This is a genomic window from Tardiphaga sp. 768_D3_N2_1 (assembly GCF_052076105.1).
Lineage (GTDB): Bacteria > Pseudomonadota > Alphaproteobacteria > Rhizobiales > Xanthobacteraceae > Tardiphaga.
The window spans coordinates 1,745,770-1,765,132 of the sequence record NZ_CP197245.1 but is presented as its reverse complement, the minus strand read 5'-3'; the positions used below and the strand labels follow the sequence as shown (position 1 = coordinate 1,765,132).

Here is a 19,363-nt window from a genome sequence, read left to right as displayed (position 1 = left end):
ACACGGGGTTCGATGACTTTCTCGTTATCAAGTCCCGTTCCTTCAATTTGTAGGTATTATGTAAACCGTTGGTAAAGGTGCGACATTCTGGCTGAGCAAAAATGAACCGCAGGTCTCTTTTTTCAATGCCTGTAATATCAGCCAGTTAGCAACAATCATCTGAAGTTGATGGCTGTTATTTCACTACTTGTGGGAGTATACTGACGCAGGGCAACAACGAGTTCGTGCCTCTGGGCAAAGCAGCGAATCATAATAACAATTATTGGTTCCAGCGCCCACATTGCGGACCTATAGTTTGTCCATCGCTCGACGCGAGCGCGACTGACGTGCTGGCTGAGAACTAGAATCTAGCCAATGCTCGCGTCGCTAATCAAAGACGATTGGCCGCAGTGCCTCTCAGTTGTGTCGGCGCACTGTGAACCGCTCAAGCCGCCGCGACATAATGGCACACCTTTGTCCCATCTGTCGGCAACGTCCTTCAAACGCAGGATGTCGAAATTTCCATGGCCGGCGATAACAAGCTTTAGGCTCGGCAGGTGACCTATGGCTCGGACTTATCTCCAACCAGAAGTGGTGGAACGACCGGCCGACCCGTTCGTCGACCAGAAGTTATGGCGCTCATGGGCGCAGGGACGCGAGCCGACGATCTTTCAAATCGTGCAGGATGCCCGGGCCACGAGTTTCAACACCCGCAACATGCCTGGAGCCTCGGAGGAAGCCGACGATTTATCCAGGCTGCGGCGGTGCATCCAGGACATCGAGAGCGCCACCGGGCTTGAGTTATCGATCGCACACTTCACACTCGATATGACAGCCGCGGAGATGGTCAAGGCGATCGTGTCCGGGAAGGCAACCGCCAAAGCCGCGGGCGTGCAAGCCGATATGCGTCCAATCGTGTTCCTGTTGCCGGGGTCCCTCGGTTACGGTCCGAGCATGGCCGCTTTTGCAGCGGGGCTTGGCAAGATCGCCCGGGTCATCCCGATCAAATACCCCGACCTCGCGAGCATCCTCGACGGAAACAGCACGGTCGCCTCCATGGCCGATGCCGCGATCGAGCAAATCCACCGAAGCCAACCTGTCGGACATGTTCGCCTTCTCGGCCATTCCCTTGGTGGTGTGGTGGCGTTCGAAGTTGCGGCGCGGCTGCTGGAGGCACGGCGGTCCATCAAGTTCCTGGGAATTCTCGATACAACGATCGTCAATGAGGGCCGCGATTATCGGGAGACGCTCGCCCGAACGTTGCGGCGGCTCCGCGCCAACCGCGTGAACATGTCGCGGATAGCCTGCCGAGCACTCGCGAAGGTGACGGCTTCAATCGGTCGCGAGGCCCTCCTTGCTCGGATGCTTCATCGCTATACGCGAGGGAAGTTCAACGCCACCAGCTTCCGAATTAGGCTTGAGCTACAAGAGGTGTTGCGGTCGCGAGCTTTCTACCAATGGCTGGCGTCGCCCAAGCCGGCTTTGCCGATCGGGGCTACACTGTTTCGCTGCAACCGGGATGCAGCGCCCCGCGCGCTCGGCTGGGATTGCGCCCTCGCGAGCCTGGACGTAATCCCCATCGCAGGCACGCATATCGAACTCGTCGTCGAGCCCTATCTCGCCACCAACCTCCCCTTGGTCGAGAGCGCCGTCGCGCAAACCTACACACCGGCCGAGTTTTGCAAGCGGGAAGCGCTGTCATGACCCTTGCTGCGCACATTCCGGCTGCGCGAGAGTTCAACAATAGCGTATTGGCGCTCGATCCCGCTGCCGAAGTCGAGAGGATTGTTCAGACGTTACGCCAGCAAGTCCTGGGCGTGTTGGGGCGCCGCGGCGCCGTCGTTGGTCTTTCCGGCGGCATCGACAGCTCCGTCGTCGCGGCATTGTGCGTGCGTGCATTCGGCAGTGACAAGGTCTTGGGCATCTTCATGCCCGAGCACCACTCCTCGGACGATTCACTGAGGCTCGGCCGCAGCTGGGCGGCGCAGCTTGGCATCGACACCGTGTTGGAAGACATATCGCCCGCCCTCGAGGGGCTCGGCGCCTATCGCCGGCAGATCGAGGCAATCCGGACCGTCGTTCCCGAATATGACGACGGCTGGAAATGCAAGCTGGTGCTACAGTCGGTTCTCGCGAGCAACGGTTTGAATATCACCCGTCTCACGGTTCAGAGCCGCGACGGCAGCACCCGCACCGTTCGTCTGTCGTCAAACGCCTATCTCCAGATCGTCGCCGCGACCAACTTCAAGCAGCGCGTCCGCAAGATGACGGAGTACTACCACGCCGACCGCCTCCGATACGCGGTCGCGGGCACACCGAACCGCCTCGAGCACGACCAGGGCTTTTTCGTCAAGCAGGGCGACGGAATCGCGGACGTGATGCCGATCGCCCATCTCTACAAGACGCAAGTCTATCAGCTCTCGGAATATCTCGAGGTCGAGGAGGAGATCCGGCGCAGGCCACCGACCACGGATACGTTCTCCATGCCGCAGAGCCAGGAGGAATTCTATTTTGCGCTGCCCTATCACCAGATGGATCTGTGCCTTTACGCAGTGAATCACGGGGTTCCGTCCGACGAGGTCGCAGACGTTACCGGACTGACAACAGCCCAGGTCGATTTGGTATTCAGGGACATTGACGCCAAGCGTCGTGCGACGCACTACCTCCACGCACGGCCCCTGCTCGTCACTCAAGTATTCGAGGACTGACCTGCATGTGCGGTGTCGCGGGCATAGTGTCAGTAAGCGCCGCGGCAGGGCCCCCCTCACGCCAAGCCTTGATGCGCATGCTCGGCACGCTGGCCCATCGCGGCCCTGACGAGCGAGGCCTGTACCGGGACCAACGCGCGGGACTGGCACATGCCCGCTTGTCCATCATCGACATTTCGAGCGGTCAGCAGCCTCTCGCGGATGCGAGTGGCACGACATGGATCGTGTTCAACGGCGAAATCTTCAACTACGTCGAGTTGCGTGAGAAGCTGGTCAGGCTTGGTTACAGGTTCCGGACCCGCAGCGACACGGAGGTCATCGTCAACGCCTATCGTGCCTGGGGCGTGGACGCCTTCGAACGGATGACCGGACAATGGGCGCTCGCGATCTGGGACTCGGTCGCCCGCCGTCTGGTGTTGGCGCGCGACCGCACCGGCATTTGCCCTTTGCACTTCTGCGAGCGCGACGGTCGACTGTATTTCGCCAGCGAAGTGAAAGCCATCTTCGCGGCGGATGCAGCGATTCCCCGCGCCTTCGATCCAGTCGGCATCGACCAGACATTTACTCTGTGGACCGTTGTGCCGCCGCAGAACGTGTTTCAGGGGATGAAGGAGCTCATCCCGGGACATTTCCGCATTTATGAAAACGGCGATGTTCGCGAGAAAGCGTTCTGGAAGCCGCGATATCCCGAATTGTCCAGTCCGCGCGACGACCAGTTTGCCGGTTCACTCGACGATGCCGTGACGCACGTGCGCAGCGCGCTCGAAGCCGCGACGTCGCTTCGAATGGTGCGCTCCGACGTAAGCGTCGGTAGCTATTTGTCCGGCGGGCTCGACAGTTCGCTTATTGCGGCGATGGGATGCCACTTTGCCGGCGAACGCTTCCAGACTTTCTCACTGCGTTTTGCTGACGCTGAATATGACGAGACCGAGTTCCAGCGATTGGCCGCCCGGGTCGCCGGTAGCGAGCACCATGAAGTGGTGGTTTCGCGCAGTGACATCGCCGAGATTTTTCCGCAGGTCATTTACCACACCGAGCGTCCGATCTTGAGAACGGCGCCGGCGCCGTTGTTCATGCTGTCGCGCCTGGTGCGCGCCTGCGGCGTCAAGGTTGTGCTGTCCGGCGAAGGCGCCGACGAAATGTTTGCCGGCTACGATCTGTTCCGCGAAGGAAAGGTCCGCCGTTTCTGGGGTCGGCAGCCCGCGTCGTCACGCCGCGCGCGACTGCTTGAGCGTCTCTACCCTTATCTCACACGCTCACCGGTCACGCAGCGAGCAATGGCCCGGCAGTTTTTTGGGCGCAATCTGTCGGAGCACGCCGCGCCGGGCTTTGCGCATGACACCCGCTGGCGAACGACCAGCGGCATCAAACGACTGTTTTCCAGCGACATGTGCGCGGAATCGGCGAAGCACGATGCGGTCTCCGACCTGATCGCCGGTCTGCCTCCGGAATTCAGGCAATGGAGCTCCCTTGCGCAGGATCAATATCTTGAAATCCAGACACTACTATCGGGATATCTCCTGTCCTCTCAGGGCGACCGAATGCTCATGGCTCATTCAGTTGAAGGACGCTTTCCCTTCCTCGACGAGGACGTGGTCGCGCTGGCGAATTCGCTGCCGCCCGCCTACAAGCTCCGCGTCCTTGACGAAAAGCACGTTCTGAAGCGCGTCGCACAACCGATCGTGCCGCCGGACATCATCGCCCGCAAGAAGCAGCCGTTCCGCGCGCCCGACGCTCTGTGTTTCGTTGGCCGCGATACGCCCGCCTATATCGACGACGCACTTTCAGAAACGGCTATTCGCGAAGCAAACGTCTTCGATCCCGACGCGGTTGCGCGCCTGCGGAACAAGTGCCGGACACAGGCCGCAACCGGCAACGGCAATCTCTCGAATTCCGACAACATGGCGATGGTCGGCGTTTTATCGACCCAGCTCCTCCACCAGCAATTCGTCGCGAGCCGTCCTGGTGGACGCCACGCTCTGGAGCTGACCGTTGATATCGATCGCGAGCACCGGGTTGAGGGGGCCCTTTCCTGATGCATGGTCCTGTTCCGCTCCTGCATGATTACCTCATTCACTCCGCCCGCCATCTCGGTGGAAAAGTGGCGCTGGTATGTGGCAAGCATCGCGTCACCTATGGCGAGCTTGAGGCGCGCTCCAACGCAATCGCCAACCACCTGGTCGCGAGCGGCGTCGAACGTGGCGATCGGGTGATTATCTTCGCCGACAACACTGTCGAGACCGTCGTCAGTTTCTGGGCCGTGCTGAAGGCGAATGCCGTGGTGTGCATCGTCAATCCGCTCACCAAACGCGACAAGCTTGGCTACCTGCTCAATGATTGCCAACCGGCGGCGCTCATCACCGACAAGCATCTCTTGCCGATATTCAAGGAGCCCACGCAGGCATGCCGATCATTGCGCCGGGTGATCGTTTCCGGGTCGATCGACGATGCCGAGCTGACCGAGCTACCCCATGCAATACGCTGGAGCGAGGCAGGCGCCGCCAGACACGACGCACCTCCGGCGCGCAGCTGCATCGATATCGATCTCGCGGCCATCGTCTACACCTCCGGATCATCGGGAGATCCCAAGGGCGTGATGCTGACGCACCGGAACATGCTGACCGCGTGCACGTCGATCGCCTCATATCTCGCGCTACGCGAAGACGAGGTCATTTTGAATGTCCTGCCGCTCGCCTTCGATTACGGCCTGTATCAAATGATCATGGCGTTTCGCATGGGGGCGCGGCTGGTCCTCGAACGGTCATTCGCTTTCCCCGCACAGATTCTCGGGCTTATCGCCGATGAGCGGGTAACCGGCCTGCCCGGCGTGCCGACGATCTTCTCGACGCTGTCGGGGCTCAAGTCGATCAGGGAGCACGATCTCTCGAGTATCCGCTATGTCACGAACACCGGAGCTGCACTGCCGATGAAGCACATTCGTCTGCTGCAGGATCTGTTCCCGGACGCGCGCATCTATTCCATGTACGGCCTCACTGAATGCAAGCGCTGCACCTTCCTCCCCCCGGGGGATATCGACCGAAAACCGTCGAGCGTAGGGATCGCCATTCCGAATACCGAGATGTGGATTGTCGACGAGCGCGACAGGCGTGTGGGCCCCGACGTGGTTGGCCAGCTTGTCATTCGCGGCGCGACGGTGATGCGAGGCTATTGGGGCAAGCCAGAGGCCACGGCCAGGAAACTCAAACCCGGTCCGCTGCCAGGCGAGCAGGTTCTGTACACCGGTGATTACTGCCGGATGGACGCGGAAGGCTATCTCTACTTCGTTGGCCGCAGCGACGAGATCATAAAGTCGCGAGGAGAGAAGATCGCCCCCAAGGAAGTGGAGAACGTGCTGATGGATATTGCGGGCGTGAGGGAAGCCGCGGTCATTGGCGTTCCCGATGAGCTCCTCGGGCAGGCGGTTAAAGCGTTTGTCGTTATCGAGCAGGATATATCACTGAGCGAGAAGCAGCTTCAGAAAGAGTGCCAGCAACGCCTCGAAAGCTTCATGGTGCCGAAGTGTATTGTGATTGTGCCCAGCCTGCCGCGAACGAACACAGAAAAACTCAACAAGAGAGCGCTGCACGAGTCGATTTCCGAATGACTGATCGTGATTTTTCTTTACGCATTGGAGTTGAAACATGCTGCTAGTCAGGGAACCACTCGAGACCTATCGAAGGCAAGTTCGCGATTTCCTGTTGTCGAACTTCTACGTCGCTGACGCTAACTCGCTTGAGGTCGACACATCGCTGCTCGACCAGGGCATCATCGACTCGACGGGAGTGCTCGAGGTCATCGGATTCATCGAGGAGACATTCGGCGTCACGGTCGAAGACAGCGAGCTCCTGCCTGAGAACCTCGATTCCATCGATGGAATTACACGCTTCGTCATGCTCAAGAAGAGCTGATGTTTTTCTGCAGTATCCGAACCGCCTCGCGAACACCGTCGCAGCGCTTCAGGTTTGTGTGCCCTTGCGGCATCCCTTAACGACGCGGCCTTCGCCCGCTTCATTCGTCACCACCCTGATGTTCTCATAGCTCTTGTTGCGCTCAAGGAGCGTTGTCACCTGCCGCTCTTGACCGGCGCCGACCTCGAACAGGAGGACGCCACCCGGCCGCAAATATCGGACTGCGTCCTTCGTCACCCGCATATGGATGCTAAGTCCGTAAGGACCGGCTGCGAATGCCTCACGTGGTTCGAGTTCGAGCAAAGGGGCCCGATCGCCTTTGAGCCGCGTTTCCGAAATATAGGGTGGGTTGCAGACGATCAGGTCGATGGTCCCATCCAGCGGCAGATCGGCAAAAGCGTCGAACAGATCGCCCTGGAACACCGACATGCGTTGCGTGAGTCCGTGATGGGCGACATTGCGACGTGCAACGGTGACACATCCATCGGTCAGATCGCTCGCCCAGACGCGTGCGTCGGGGATATTGAGAGCGATGGCGCATGCCAGATTGCCTGCGCCGCAGCACATGTCGATCACCCGTGGCTCCGCCACCTTTAGCTGACGCACAGCATCGACAGCGCTGGCGCAAAGCAATTCGGTTTCCGGCCGGGGGACGAGCGCACCGGGTGCGACCAGCAACTCTATTCCCATGAATTGAGTGCGCCCCTCATCGTAAGCTTTGGCGACGTCGATCACTTCGCTCATTGCGGTCACCCTGCCTGGACGTTGCATGATGACTGTTGCATGCGGCGCGATCCTGCGTCGGACAGAATCGCGCCCTGCCCTGTGGCAATGGCGGTAGTCACAACGAGGTAGATGCGCCGATAATGGCAATGCAGTTGTTTTCGGCAGCGCTCCTTACGCATTTCTCGATGCGACAGCCCAACGGCTGCATCGTTATCTGCGGCTATCCGGCGCCCTAACGATTCCTGGCAGTGGCTTCGTTGGCCGTTTGCTGCTATGGCGCTCTTGGTATCAACGAGGCTGAGGCCTTACGTTGTTTTTTATATTGTCCAAAACTCTTGGCAACGCGCTCGCGCCGATCAATTTCCTGATCGGCCTCGGTGTGCTCGGCGCGATCCTTTCGGCAACACGACTTTTTTCGCTCGGCCGCGGGCTTATGATCACAGCCGCCGTGCTGCTTGTGGTGGCCGCGTTTTCCCCGGCTGGAAGATTGCTGCTCTATCCGCTTGAATCGCGCTTCCCGCCCTGGGATCCGGGACAGCGTGCGCCTGACGGCGTCATCGTGCTCGGCGGCTCGATCGATGCCGATGTTTCACTTGCGCGCGACACGCCGGTCGTTCGTCGCTCGCCCGACCGCATCATCGCAGCCGCAGCGCTGGCGCGACAATATCCGAATGCACGCGTGGTGTTCACCGGCGGCAGTCCGAGACTGGTGTCGGATGCCAGGGAGGCCGATTACGCCGCCGCGCTCTTCGAAAGCCTTGGAGTCGACAGATCTCGGTTGATCATGGAGCGGCGATCGCGCAACACGCATGAGAACGCCGAATTCACCAAAGCGCTCGTGGCGCCGAAGCCGGGCGAGCGCTGGGTTCTGGTGACATCGGCGTTCCATATGCCGCGATCGATTGGCTTGTTTCGCAAAGCCGGATTTCCGGTCGAGGCCTATCCGGTCGACTGGCTGGTCGGCGGTCGGCGCAACGCATTTTCCTTCAGCACCCTCGCCCTTGACGGGCTGTCGCGGACCGACATCGCGATACGCGAATGGTTTGGGCTCATTGCCTATCGAGCCACAGGGCGGATCGACGACTTGCTGCCGGGCGCCGATCAACATTGATTCTTTTGGGCCCGAGATATGGCAAGCGGCAAATGCCGCAGGCCATCGGAAGCGAAAAACCAGTATGACCACGCCGCCGCAGGCAGTGACCGGACGCCATTCGAACCTCAAGCGGACCATTGTTGTGGACCAGCGGGGCTTTCGAAAAGGCTGCGGCCTAGAAGTCTTTGATCTGCGAAGGAAAACTCGAGTGTGGCTGGGGAACTAGGATTCGAACCTAGACAAACAGAGTCAGAGTCTGTTGTGCTACCGTTACACCATTCCCCAAAAGATTCAGACACTTAGGGGAAAAACCCGGTCTGGAATCGATTGGAACAGAGATGTCATCTCGTTCGGGCGGGTTCTAGCCCGTCAGCCGGACAAAGCGCAAGGCCTCTGGACGGAAATGACGGCTCATTGACATCACTGGCTATGGGCAGGCCCCGCAGAGCGCGGCCTGCCCGGTCGCCCCCGCCCTATTCACCCGGGCCGCCAACCGGAATGGCCATCGGCTCCGGCGCCAGACGCTTGCCCAGCGCCAGATAGACGCCACCGCCCACGACGATGCCCGCCAGCCAGCTCAGATCCGCGCCGCCGAGAAGGTTGATCGAGATCGGCCCCTGCAACGCAGGCACCAGGCCATCCTGGAACAGCCAGGTGGCGATCAGGCCGGCGAAGAATGCGATCATGCCGCTCCAGTTGATATCGCCATAGATGCTTGTCTCCGGCGACTTGTAGAGCTCGGCGATGTCGATCTGGCTTTTCCGCCTTACAAAGAAGTCGGCCATCACCACCCCGGCATAGGGGCTCATCCACATCAGCAGACTGATCAGCCAGTTGTCGAACGCCTTGGCGAAGGACGGCGCGAAGATGAAATACACCGTCACCGCATAGCCGGCGATGCCGACGATGAGTGCCAGTGCTGTGCGCGAGAAGCGGACACCCATGCTGAGCGCCGCCAGCGCCGACGAATAGACGTTGAGGATGTTGGTGGCGATCGGGCCATGCAGCACCAGCAGCAGCACGAGAATGCTGGCGATGCCGCCGAACACCGCCGACACCATCTTGGCCGGATCGGTGTCGAGCGTCACCGAGGCGATGGTGGCGCCGAGAATGGCCAGCCACACCGACGGCACGAACATGCCGACATAGCTGTACCAGAACACGGCCTTTGACGAGGTCGAACGCGGCACGAAGCGTGAATAGTCCGACGCCCAGGTGACCCACGAAATGCCCCAGCCGACGCCGACGGCGGTCATCAGCAGCGACAGCATCGCCAGATGCGGCCCTGGCGGCAGCGACGTGGTGTGGCTCCAGTTGACGACACCGGGCTGGCTCCAGGCCAGCACACTCATCAGCACCATGATCACCACCGTGACCGGCACGGTGTATTTCTCGAAGGTGCGGATCGCATAGAAACCATAGGTGCCGATCACCACCTGCGTCACCATCACGATGGTGATGACCACGAGATTGGCAAACCAGCTATCGGCGATGCCGAACTGGCCGAGGATGGCCATCGAGATCTTGACGGGAAAATACGTATTCACGCCGATCCAGCCGAGCGTCATCAGGAACATCAGGAGGCTCGGCAGATAGGCACCGCGGCGCCCGAAGGCCGAGCGCGCGAGTACCATCTGGTTGACGCCGGTTTTGTGGCCCATGACCGTGAAGGCGGCGAAGATCGCTGAGCCCGCCGCATTGCCGATGACGATGACCGCTATGGTCTCCCACAGACCAAGTTTGAGAATGATACCAAGCGCGCCAAGCGCCCAGTTCACCGGCGCGATATTGGCGCCGGCCCAGATCCACATCTGCTGCGGCCCGGTGGAATCCCGGTCGGCATCGGGGATCGGTTCGATACTGTGGATGTCTGCCCGCAACTCTGAATTTGTCATGTCGCCCTCGGTGTCAGAAACAGCCTGAGGACAACAAAGCAAGACGCGTACCAATCCGGGCAGAGCGGCTTGCTACTTGTGGGGCACCGGCGGGGTACCGTGGGTGTGGAATGACTCGATAGTCTTCAGCCCCCAGGCCTGCCCCTTCTTGCGCTCCTCCTCGGTCCAGACGATGGGCTTCCAGTCCGGCGCCAGGATCAGCCGTGCGCCGGCATTGGCGACTTCGATGCGGTTGCCGCCGGGCTCATAGACATAGAGGAAGAAGGTCTGCTGGATCGCATGCTTGTGCGGGCCGGTCTCGATGAAGACGCCGTTTTCCAGAAAGATATCGGCCGCGCGCAAAATATCCTCGCGGCTGTCCAGCGCGTAAGTGACGTGGTGGAAACGCCCCTTGGTGCCAGAGTGATCGCGCGAATAAGCGAAGTCGTAGCTCTTGTTGGACATGGTCATCCACATCGCGGCTTCAGTGCCGTCATTGAGCACGATCTGCTCGGTCAGCCGGAGCCCCATATACTGCTCGAAAAACTCGCGGTTGGCCTTGATATCGACAGCAAGGCAATTGAGGTGATCGAGCCGCCGCACATTGATGCCCCGCGCCGGATAGCGCTGCGCCTGATTTTTAAGCGCCGGCTTGAGCTCCGGCGGCGCCTCGTACCATTCGGTCTCGTAATAGAGTTCGACGATGTGACCGTCGGGGTCGCGGCAGCGAAATGCCGGCCCGTGGCCGAGATCGCCGTCCGTCCAGCCGATATCGTAACCTGAGCCCTTCAGCGCTGCGACACGACGCTCCAGCGCCTGCGGACTGCGCGCCCGCAGCGCCATATGCTCCATGCCTGAGGTGTTCGACGCCGTCAGCTTCAGCGAATAGCGCTCATAATCGTCCCAGCCGCGCAGATAGACGGAGTCTCCCTGCCGGCCGGACACCGTCATGCCCATGACGTCGACGAAGAACTTCTCGCTTTCGGCGGGCTTCGGCGTCAGCAATTCGAGATGACCGAGATGCGCGAGATCGAAAATGGGTTCGGGAAGCATGGGTGTCGTCCTTGGGCGAAGCGTTTTGATCAGATTAGCGCAGAGCGCGCGTCACATCATCGAATAGTTCATCGACACTGAACTTGCGCGGGATCAGTCCCTGCTGTGCGGAGTAGTCAATGATCAATTCCAGTGACCGATCCATCTCTTTCCTGCTGAACGCCGGCACCTCGCCCGTTGCAGCCGCCCTGCTCGCCTCCAGCATACGCTGCACTTCGCGCACGATGTCGGGCCGCGTATCGGACAATTGCTTGCTGACGACCACCATGTGGTTGATCGGCACCACGCCATGCCTGGCAAGCCAGGCTTTCTCTTCAGCGGCCACGTCGGGGAAGAGTTGCGCCACCCGTGGATCGTCGCTCTTCTCGCCGAGCACGGCATCCAGCTCGCCATCGAATAGCATCTGCATGATCGCCTTGCCGGCAGGCGCCCTGGTGGTGCTGTCGGCATATTCTGCGACATGCGGCTCCTCGAAGGTGATCCATTCGATCGCATCGAGATTGACGCCGTAGTCATTGGCGAGCATGCCGCGCAACCATGCACCGGTCGTCGTCGTAAACGATCGAATACCGACGCGCTTTCCTTCAAAATCCTTGGGTCCGGCAATGTCCACCGCCGGGTTCGTGACCGCGAAGCCGAATTGATGCCGTGCCATCATCACGCTTGGCAGCAGCACCATCGGCTTGTCGAAGCCCTTCGCCATCAGATAGGTGACAATAGCCATTTCGGCGACGTCGAAAGCCCCGTCGCGTACCATGGGCTTGAAGCCCTTGTTGGTGGGCTTGTAATCCGCGAAGTCCAGTTCGACGAGATCAGACGTGATGGCGCCAGATTTCAGCGCGGCCGTATGCGGGTGATCGCCAAGCAGAATACGGAGCCGCATCACAGCCTCCTTCCCGATCAGGCCTGATCGGGATCGTCGACGTAAACCAGCCCCGCTTTGGCGAGTGGTTCACGCATATTGTACATGTCGAGGCCGAGAATACCGGAAGCCAGCTTCTGCCGCTTGGCGTCTTCTTCGGCAAAACGCTTCTCGCCTTTCGCCGCAACCTCCGCAGCATCCTTGCGCGGGATCACCACGACGCCGTCCTCGTCGGCGACGACGACATCGCCGGGATTGACGAGCGCGCCGGCGCAGACCACCGGCACGTTCACCGCGCCGAGCGTCGCCTTGACCGTACCCTTCGCCGAGATCGCGCGTGACCAGACCGGAAAGCCCATCTCGCGCAGAGTCTTGATATCGCGGCATCCGGCATCGATGATCAGGCCAACGCCGCCACGTGCCTTCAGCGACGTCGCGAGGAGATCGCCGAACATGCCGTCGGTGTTATCAGTCGTGCAGGCCACCACCAGCATATCGCCGGGTTTGCACTGCTCGATGGCCACATGCAGCATCCAGTTATCGCCGGGCTGCGCCAGCACCGTCACCGCTGTGCCGGCGGCCTCCGCGCCGGCCCATACCGACCGCATATAGGTCTTCATCAGACCGAAGCGGCCATAGGCCTCATGCACCGTGGAGACGCCGAGTGCGCCAAGCCGCTGCACGACATCGGCATCCGCACGCTGAATATTCCTGACGACGACGGGTTTCATGCCAGTGTCTCCACAGTCATCGGGAACAGGCGCTGATAGGCTTCGCCATAGGTCATGGCCGCGCCGGTGTTGCGGCCGCCCTGCATGCCGCGCTGCAAGGCCACGCGCTCGTAATAGGCCCAGAGGTGCTTTTGCGCGGCGAGAATTTCGAACGTCTTGCGCTTGATGTCCCAGACCTCATCGATGTTGAGGATCACCTGCGGCTTGAAATTGCACATTTCCGGCTGGTGCGGCTCGAACAGAAACACCGGCGGCGCGGAGTAGCTGTACTCCGCCTCAGGCTTGTGCCCCATCGCCTGCGCGATAATGCGAGCCTCCTGTGCGGCTGCGGTCGCGGCGGGATGATCGACATTGTACGGATCTTCAAGGGAATGCGTCAGCACGAAGCTCGGATTGAGCTCCCGATAGATATCGATCAGACGTTCCTTGTGTGCTTCGGTCAGATGTAACGGATAGTCGCCGGCATCGAAAAACTCGATCTCGGCGCCGAGTGACGCCGCCGCGCGCTCGGCTTCGTCTTTCCGGCCGGCCTTGACCTTGTCGAGGGTCATGCCCGCCTGCTTCCAGGCGAATTGCGACTCGCCGCGCTCGCCATAAGCGAGGCAGACGATCTTGACGCGGTAGCCCTTCTTGGCATGCAGCGCGATAGCGCCGCCGGCGCGCCAGACGAAATCGCCGGGATGGGCGGAGACCACGAGGCCGGTCTTGGCTTTGGACATCGGACGTTTCCTGTCGCTTAGGTGTCGAATTCAAACAATCGTGCGGGATTGTCGACGAGAATCTTCTGCTGAATTTCGGCGTCCGGCGCGAAGAGCGGGATCAGATCGACGAGATCGCCGTCGTTCGGCATCGCCTTGACGTTGGGATGCGGCCAATCGGTGCCCCAGATCACACGATCCGGCGCGGTCTCGCAGATTGTCTTCGCGAACGGCACGGCATCGGTGAAGGGCGGCCCCAGCGAGGTCACGCGCTCGCAGCCGGAGACCTTCACCCAGCATTTTTCGTCGCGCTTCATGAGATCGATCAGCGTCTGGAACGGCTTCTGCTGCAGACCATCTGCCGCCTTCACGCGTCCCATGTGATCGATGGTGTAGATCACCGGCAGCTTTTCCAGCAGGTCGGCATATTCGGGCAGATCGACCGCATCGAAATGCAGATCGACGTGCCAGCCCATCGGCGCGATCATGTCGATGATGCGATGGAACACCTTCATGTCCGGCGTACCGCCGAGATGCCGTACGAAATTGAAGCGACAGCCGCGGAAACCACCTTCATGCAGTTCGCGCAGGTCCTTCTCCGTGATTGTGCCATCGATATTGGCGACCGCACGATAGCGCCCGCCGCTCACCGCAATGGCATCGAGCGCCACGCGGTTGTCGGTCCCATGCACGCTGGCATTGACGATAACGGCGCGACCGATGCCGAGCTTCTTGTGCAGTGCCTGAAAATCTTCCAGCGGCGCATCGGGCGGAATGTAGGAACCGACATAGGGATATTTGGCGCCGGGCCCGAAAATATGCGTATGCGCGTCGCAGGCCAGCGGCGGCAGCTTGAACTTCGGCACCTTGGTATGCGGATCGGGACCGGGGACAGTTGGTTTCGTCATTGTTTCGGAATTCCTGCCTTGTCGATCACGGCGGTCCATTTGGCGATATCGTCAACCAGCCGGACCTTCAGTTCCTCGGGCGAACTGGCTTTCGCCTCGATGCCGAGATCGAGCAGCTTCTGCTTCACATCGGGCATCGCCAGCACCTCGCGCAATCCCGCATTCAACCGCGCAATCGCTTCCGGCGGCGTGCCTGATGGCGCGAACAGCGCATTCCATGACACCACGTCATAGCCCTTCACACCGCCCTCGCTCACTGTCGGCACGTCTTTCAGGATCACCGAGCGAGCTTCGCCCGTGGTCCCGACGGGACGCATCTTGCCATCCTGCAGTGCGGATTTCATGCCGACATAGTTGTCGATCATCACATCGATGTCCTCGCGCAACAGCCCGACGATGACTTCCGGCGTTCCGCGATAGGGCACGATCTGGAAGTTGATCCCGGCGGTGGACTTCAGCAGTTCGGCCGACAGGTTCTGGGTGCTGCCCACACTGATGGTGCCGACATTCAATTTGCCTGGATTGTCGCGCGCAAACTTGATGACGTCGGCCAGCGTCTTGTGTTGCGAATTCGTATTGGTGCCGACGATGAAATCGAAGAAGCCGATGCTGGAGATCGGCGCAAAGTTCTTCACGGGATCGAATGGCAGGCTCTTGAACAGCGGCACGCTGACGGCGGTGCCATTACTGAGCAGCGCCAGCGTATAGCCATCCGGCTGCGACGACAGCACTGCGCGCGCCGCAACGACGCCGCCCGCGCCCGGCATGTTTTCGATCACCAGGCGCTGCCCGAGATTATCGCCGAGTTTCTCGGCCACGATGCGGATGGTGATGTCGGCAACACCGCCAGCCGCAAACGGCACGATCACGCGAATGGGCTTCGTCGGATAGCCGGACCGGGCCTGCGCCACAGGCACCGCGTTGGTGAGGAATATCGCACCGAGCGCAAAATGCGCGGCGCGCAGCAGATGCCTGAGCCTGGTCGGGAAGCGGAGCGTCATGATGGATTGAAGACGCCTGATGCGTCCACCCTTGCCGTTTTATGTCGGTACCCATGGCCGTCACGTCATCGCGACAGGGCTGGACCGTTCTGCTCCCGCAGTAGCCAATTCCGATATATGAAACAAATGAGAAATCTGGGATAATCGTGCAGTTTCCTGCATATATCCTGCCGAGCGGATTATCCCGCAGCCTGGAAGTATTTCCGGGTCAGATCGATCAGCGCCTGCGCCGGCTTGCTCACCGGCTGTCCGCGCTTGACGATGATGCCCACCGTCCGGCTGACACTGGGATTGCGCAGCGGCACGGCGACCAGTCCGGCAGTCCCCTGCGTCGCCACAGCAATGCTGGGCACCACGGCGATGCCGAGCTTTTCGAACACCATACCCACCGCCGTCTGCAGATGCTGCACCTCATAGCGCCAGTTCAGCTTGTCGCGGCGGTGGCCGAGCGCGTCGTCGATCAGGGCCCGGTTGCCGGCCTGCGGACTGATGCGGATCAGCGGCATATCCTCAAGATGCGACCAGGCCACGAACTTGCGTTGCGCAAAAGCATGATCCTTCGTGCACAACAGGACGAAGCGTTCCTTGATCAGCGGGGTGACAGCCAGATCCCATATATTGGTTGCGGTGATCGTGATGCCGAACTCCGCCTGGCCGGACTGCACCAGCGTGGCGATCTCGCTGGCTGAGTTATCGTGGATCTTGATCGAAATCCCCGGATGCACCGCGTTGAACTGCTTCAGCACCCGCGGCAGGTGATAGGCGGCGATGGTCGGCAGGCAGCCGAGCGCGATGTGCTCCTGCCGCTTGCGGCCCCGCGCCCGCAGCAGATCGATGGAATCCGACAGTTCGCCGATCATCCGCCGGGCGGTCGGCAGCAGTTCCAGCCCGGCCGGGGTCAGCGCCACCTGGCGCGTGGTGCGGGCCAGCAGCTGAAAGCCGAGATCCTCTTCCAGTTTCTTGATCCGGTGGCTTAGCGCCGTCTGTGACAGATTGAGGTGTGCGGCGGCGCGCGAAAAGCTGCCCCGCTCCGCGATGCTCAGAAACGCCTGCAGGCCGGGAAAATCGATGCGCATGAGAGGTCCGTGCACGGCCGAAGGCCACCGCGCTGAGATAACGCGGCGGCGACGAGCCGTGCAAGGTCAGAACGCCAGCCTGTGCAGACCTCGCGGGCTGGTTAAAACCGCGTAAAGCCGGGATCGCCAGCCGCGCGCGACAAGGTATCCAGTGCTGGCGTTTTGCGTTCCTGTGCGGAGCTAATTCCGCAATGCAAGTTTGACGAGCAGAGCTCACCAATAGCCCGCGGACGCGCCTTAACAATTTGTCCAGTCCCTGACCTGCATAGTCAGCCCAAACCGGGGCGTGAGACGCGAATTCATCAATGACCAGTTTAAACGCAGCGGCGTCGTTCGGGCGCATTATCTCAGTTCGCGGCTCGCTGGCCCGGGTCGGCCTGCTCGCCGTGAACCCGATGACGCCTTCCGAGATGCGCGGCACCGTCGGCCGCTTCGTCAGCATCCGTTGCGCCTCCTCGACCATCATCGCCATGATCACAGAGGTGTCCGCCGAGCACATGCATGTGTCGGACACGTATATCGCGAGCGCCTCGGTCGATCTGCTCGGCGAAATCATGGGGCACGGAGACAAGGCCAAGTTCCAGCGCGGCGTCACCAACTATCCCACGATCGACGACATCGTCGACCTGATCAGCAATCACGACCTGCGTACGGTCTATGCGCCGTCCGGCTCCGAGCAGATCAACGTGGGCACGCTCCAGCAGGACAAGTCGGTCGCCGCTTATGTCGACGTTGAGGAAATGCTGAGCAAGCACTTCGCGGTGCTCGGCTCCACCGGTGTCGGTAAATCCACTGGCGTGTCGTTGCTGCTCAATGAAATCCTGAAGTCGCGTCCGCATCTGCGCATCTTCCTGCTCGACGTGCATAACGAATATGGCCGCTGCTTCGGCGACAAGGCCTTGGTGCTGAATCCGCGCAATCTGAAACTGCCGTTCTGGCTGTTCAATTTCGAGGAAATCGTCGACGTTCTGTTCGCCGGTCGCCCCGGCGTGCCGGAAGAACTCGAAATCCTCTCGGAAGTGATCCCGATCGCCAAGGGCGTCTATACGCAATACCAGAATGCCGACCGCATTGGCCTCAAGCGCATCGATCCGAAGACCATCGGCTACACCGTCGATACGCCGGTGCCCTATCGCCTGGTCGATTTGATCTCGCTGATCGACGAACGCATGGGCAAGCTCGAGAACCGCTCGTCGCGCATCCAGTATCACAAGCTGATCTCGCGTATCGAAGCGGTGAAGAACGACCCGCGCTACGCCTTCATGTTCGACAATGCCAATGTCGGCGGTGACACCATGGCGGAAGTGATCAGCCATCTGTTCCGCCTGCCCGCCAACGGCAAGCCGATGACCATCATGCAGCTCGCCGGCTTCCCCGCGGAAGTCGTCGATAGCGTGGTGTCGGTGCTCTGTCGTATGGCATTCGATTTCGGCCTGTGGAGCGACGGCGCCTCACCGCTGCTGTTCGTCTGCGAGGAAGCGCATCGCTACGCCGCCGCCGACCGCAATATCGGCTTCGGACCGACCCGCAAGGCAGTGTCGCGCATCGCCAAGGAGGGCCGCAAATACGGCGTCTATCTCGGTCTCGTGACGCAGCGCCCGGCAGAACTCGACGCCACGATCATTTCCCAGTGCAACACGCTGTTTGCGATGCGCCTCGCCAACGAGCGCGATCAGGCCCTGCTGCGCTCCGCGGTGTCGGATGCCGCTGCCAACCTGCTGTCCTTCGTGCCGTCACTCGGCACCCGCGAAGTACTCGCCTTCGGTGAGGGCGTCGCTTTGCCGACCCGCCTTCGCTTCAAGGAAGTGCCGCCACATCAGCTGCCACGCTCCGAAGCGACCATCGCGACGGTGCCGTCGGTGGCTGCCGGTCACGACATGCATTTCGTCAGCGCCGTGCTGGAACGCTGGCGCGGCGCCACATCGCATCGCGATGTGCCGAACGATCCCGGCTTTACCGAGCGCCCGCTGGCGACGCCTGCCCGCAGCGTCGAAGCCCCGATGCTTCAGCCCTCGCTCGGCCTCGATCCGGATCGCTTCTCGCTACTCAAGAAACCGCTGCGCTGATCGCATTGGCTTGCATTGCCGCAAGCGCTTTGCGGTGACCGTATGATCGCCTATGTTTCCGTGAAACAGACACGTTCACGGGAACGCCAGATGACCCAGCCGATTGCGAAACGCTTTCCGACACCCGCCCTCGACAAGCTGCCCGAAGACATCCGCACGCGCATTATGGGCGTGCAGGAAAAGTCCGGCTTCGTGCCGAACGTGTTCCTGTCGCTGGCCTATCGCCCTGACGAATTCCGCGCCTTCTTCGCCTATCACGACGCGCTGATGGAAAAGGACAGCGGGCTGACCAAGGCCGAGCGTGAGATGATCGTGGTCGCGACGTCAGCCGCCAACCAGTGCCATTATTGCGTCATCGCGCATGGTGCGATCCTGCGCATTCGCGCCAAGAACCCGACCATCGCCGACCAGATCGCCGTCAACTACCGCAAGGCCGACATCACCCCGAAGCAGCGTGCGATGCTGGATTTCGCCATGAAAGTGAGCCGGTCCGCCGAGACGATCGGCGAGCAGGATTTTGCCGAGGTCTCCGGCCACGGCTTCAGCGACGACGATATCTGGGACATCACCGCGATCTCGGCCTTCTTCGCGCTGTCGAACCGAATGGCCAATGTCACCAACATGAAGCCGAACGACGAATTCTATATGATGGGCCGGCTGCCAAAGTAATGGCACGGGTT

17 protein-coding genes and 1 tRNA gene are annotated in these 19,363 nt (G+C 60.8%); 8 read left to right on the top strand and 10 right to left on the bottom strand.

Going from position 1 to position 19,363, the window contains the following annotated elements:
* Window positions 1–543: 543 nt before the first annotated feature.
* From AB8A27_RS08000 to AB8A27_RS07980, 5 genes are read left to right on the top strand one after another with little or no spacing between them, the layout of a single operon-like run.
* Window positions 544–1,683 (top strand): thioesterase domain-containing protein, encoded by a 1,140-nt coding sequence (locus AB8A27_RS08000; RefSeq protein ID WP_441241458.1) that lies wholly within the window; start codon window positions 544–546, stop codon window positions 1,681–1,683.
* Entirely contained in the window at window positions 1,680–2,687 is a 1,008-nt protein-coding gene (gene nadE / locus AB8A27_RS07995; protein ID WP_441241457.1) for an NAD(+) synthase, read from the top strand. The genes AB8A27_RS08000 and nadE overlap by 4 nt, the downstream gene beginning before the upstream one ends.
* A gap of 5 nt (window positions 2,688–2,692) precedes the next feature.
* A complete protein-coding gene (gene asnB / locus AB8A27_RS07990) occupies window positions 2,693–4,723 on the top strand; it encodes an asparagine synthase (glutamine-hydrolyzing) (protein ID WP_441241456.1) in 2,031 nt (676 codons plus the stop codon).
* Window positions 4,723–6,291, top strand: a complete 1,569-nt coding sequence (locus tag AB8A27_RS07985) for a class I adenylate-forming enzyme family protein (protein ID WP_441241455.1) — start codon at window positions 4,723–4,725, stop codon at window positions 6,289–6,291. The genes asnB and AB8A27_RS07985 overlap by 1 nt, the downstream gene beginning before the upstream one ends.
* Before the next feature lie 37 nt (window positions 6,292–6,328).
* Complete coding sequence (locus tag AB8A27_RS07980) at window positions 6,329–6,595, top strand: acyl carrier protein (protein ID WP_441241454.1); 267 nt, start codon at window positions 6,329–6,331, stop codon at window positions 6,593–6,595.
* A gap of 48 nt (window positions 6,596–6,643) precedes the next feature.
* On the opposite strand, the gene AB8A27_RS07975 is transcribed toward AB8A27_RS07980, so the two are convergent.
* Window positions 6,644–7,339 carry a N5-glutamine methyltransferase family protein gene (locus AB8A27_RS07975; RefSeq protein ID WP_441241453.1) on the bottom strand — a complete coding sequence of 232 codons (696 nt, stop codon included), beginning with the start codon at window positions 7,337–7,339 and terminating at the stop codon, window positions 6,644–6,646.
* 292 nt (window positions 7,340–7,631) lie between these two features.
* On the opposite strand from AB8A27_RS07975, the gene AB8A27_RS07970 reads away from it, so the two are divergent.
* Window positions 7,632–8,432 (top strand): YdcF family protein, encoded by an 801-nt coding sequence (locus AB8A27_RS07970; RefSeq protein WP_441241452.1) that lies wholly within the window; start codon window positions 7,632–7,634, stop codon window positions 8,430–8,432.
* Between the two features lie 193 nt (window positions 8,433–8,625).
* Here the strand turns inward: AB8A27_RS07970 and AB8A27_RS07965 are convergent.
* The 9 genes from AB8A27_RS07965 to AB8A27_RS07925 form a co-directional block, all read right to left on the bottom strand.
* A tRNA-Gln gene (locus AB8A27_RS07965) sits at window positions 8,626–8,699 on the bottom strand.
* A gap of 188 nt (window positions 8,700–8,887) precedes the next feature.
* Window positions 8,888–10,309, bottom strand: a complete 1,422-nt coding sequence (locus AB8A27_RS07960; RefSeq protein ID WP_441241451.1) for a cytosine permease — start codon at window positions 10,307–10,309, stop codon at window positions 8,888–8,890.
* A gap of 72 nt (window positions 10,310–10,381) precedes the next feature.
* Window positions 10,382–11,341, bottom strand: coding sequence for a catechol 2,3-dioxygenase (locus AB8A27_RS07955; RefSeq protein ID WP_441241450.1), 960 nt, complete (start codon window positions 11,339–11,341; stop codon window positions 10,382–10,384).
* Between the two features lie 34 nt (window positions 11,342–11,375).
* Window positions 11,376–12,224: an ABC transporter substrate-binding protein gene (locus AB8A27_RS07950; protein WP_441241449.1), complete on the bottom strand. Its 849-nt coding sequence runs from the start codon at window positions 12,222–12,224 to the stop codon at window positions 11,376–11,378.
* A 17-nt stretch (window positions 12,225–12,241) separates the two neighbouring features.
* Window positions 12,242–12,934: a 4-carboxy-4-hydroxy-2-oxoadipate aldolase/oxaloacetate decarboxylase gene (locus AB8A27_RS07945; RefSeq protein ID WP_441241448.1), complete on the bottom strand. Its 693-nt coding sequence runs from the start codon at window positions 12,932–12,934 to the stop codon at window positions 12,242–12,244.
* A complete protein-coding gene (locus AB8A27_RS07940) occupies window positions 12,931–13,653 on the bottom strand; it encodes a PIG-L deacetylase family protein (RefSeq protein WP_089267177.1) in 723 nt (240 codons plus the stop codon). Before AB8A27_RS07940 ends, AB8A27_RS07945 begins: the two co-directional genes overlap by 4 nt.
* Before the next feature lie 17 nt (window positions 13,654–13,670).
* Window positions 13,671–14,540, bottom strand: a complete 870-nt coding sequence (locus tag AB8A27_RS07935; RefSeq protein ID WP_441241447.1) for an amidohydrolase family protein — start codon at window positions 14,538–14,540, stop codon at window positions 13,671–13,673.
* A complete protein-coding gene (locus AB8A27_RS07930) occupies window positions 14,537–15,541 on the bottom strand; it encodes a Bug family tripartite tricarboxylate transporter substrate binding protein (RefSeq protein ID WP_441241446.1) in 1,005 nt (334 codons plus the stop codon). The genes AB8A27_RS07935 and AB8A27_RS07930 overlap by 4 nt, the downstream gene beginning before the upstream one ends.
* Window positions 15,542–15,720: 179 nt before the next feature.
* Window positions 15,721–16,617, bottom strand: coding sequence for a LysR family transcriptional regulator (locus AB8A27_RS07925; protein ID WP_068730595.1), 897 nt, complete (start codon window positions 16,615–16,617; stop codon window positions 15,721–15,723).
* Between the two features lie 305 nt (window positions 16,618–16,922).
* Between AB8A27_RS07925 and AB8A27_RS07920 the strand changes: the two genes are divergently transcribed.
* Window positions 16,923–18,683, top strand: a complete 1,761-nt coding sequence (locus tag AB8A27_RS07920) for an ATP-binding protein (protein WP_441241445.1) — start codon at window positions 16,923–16,925, stop codon at window positions 18,681–18,683.
* Between the two features lie 90 nt (window positions 18,684–18,773).
* Window positions 18,774–19,352 (top strand): peroxidase-related enzyme, encoded by a 579-nt coding sequence (locus AB8A27_RS07915; RefSeq protein ID WP_116661008.1) that lies wholly within the window; start codon window positions 18,774–18,776, stop codon window positions 19,350–19,352.
* Window positions 19,353–19,363: the final 11 nt, after the last annotated feature.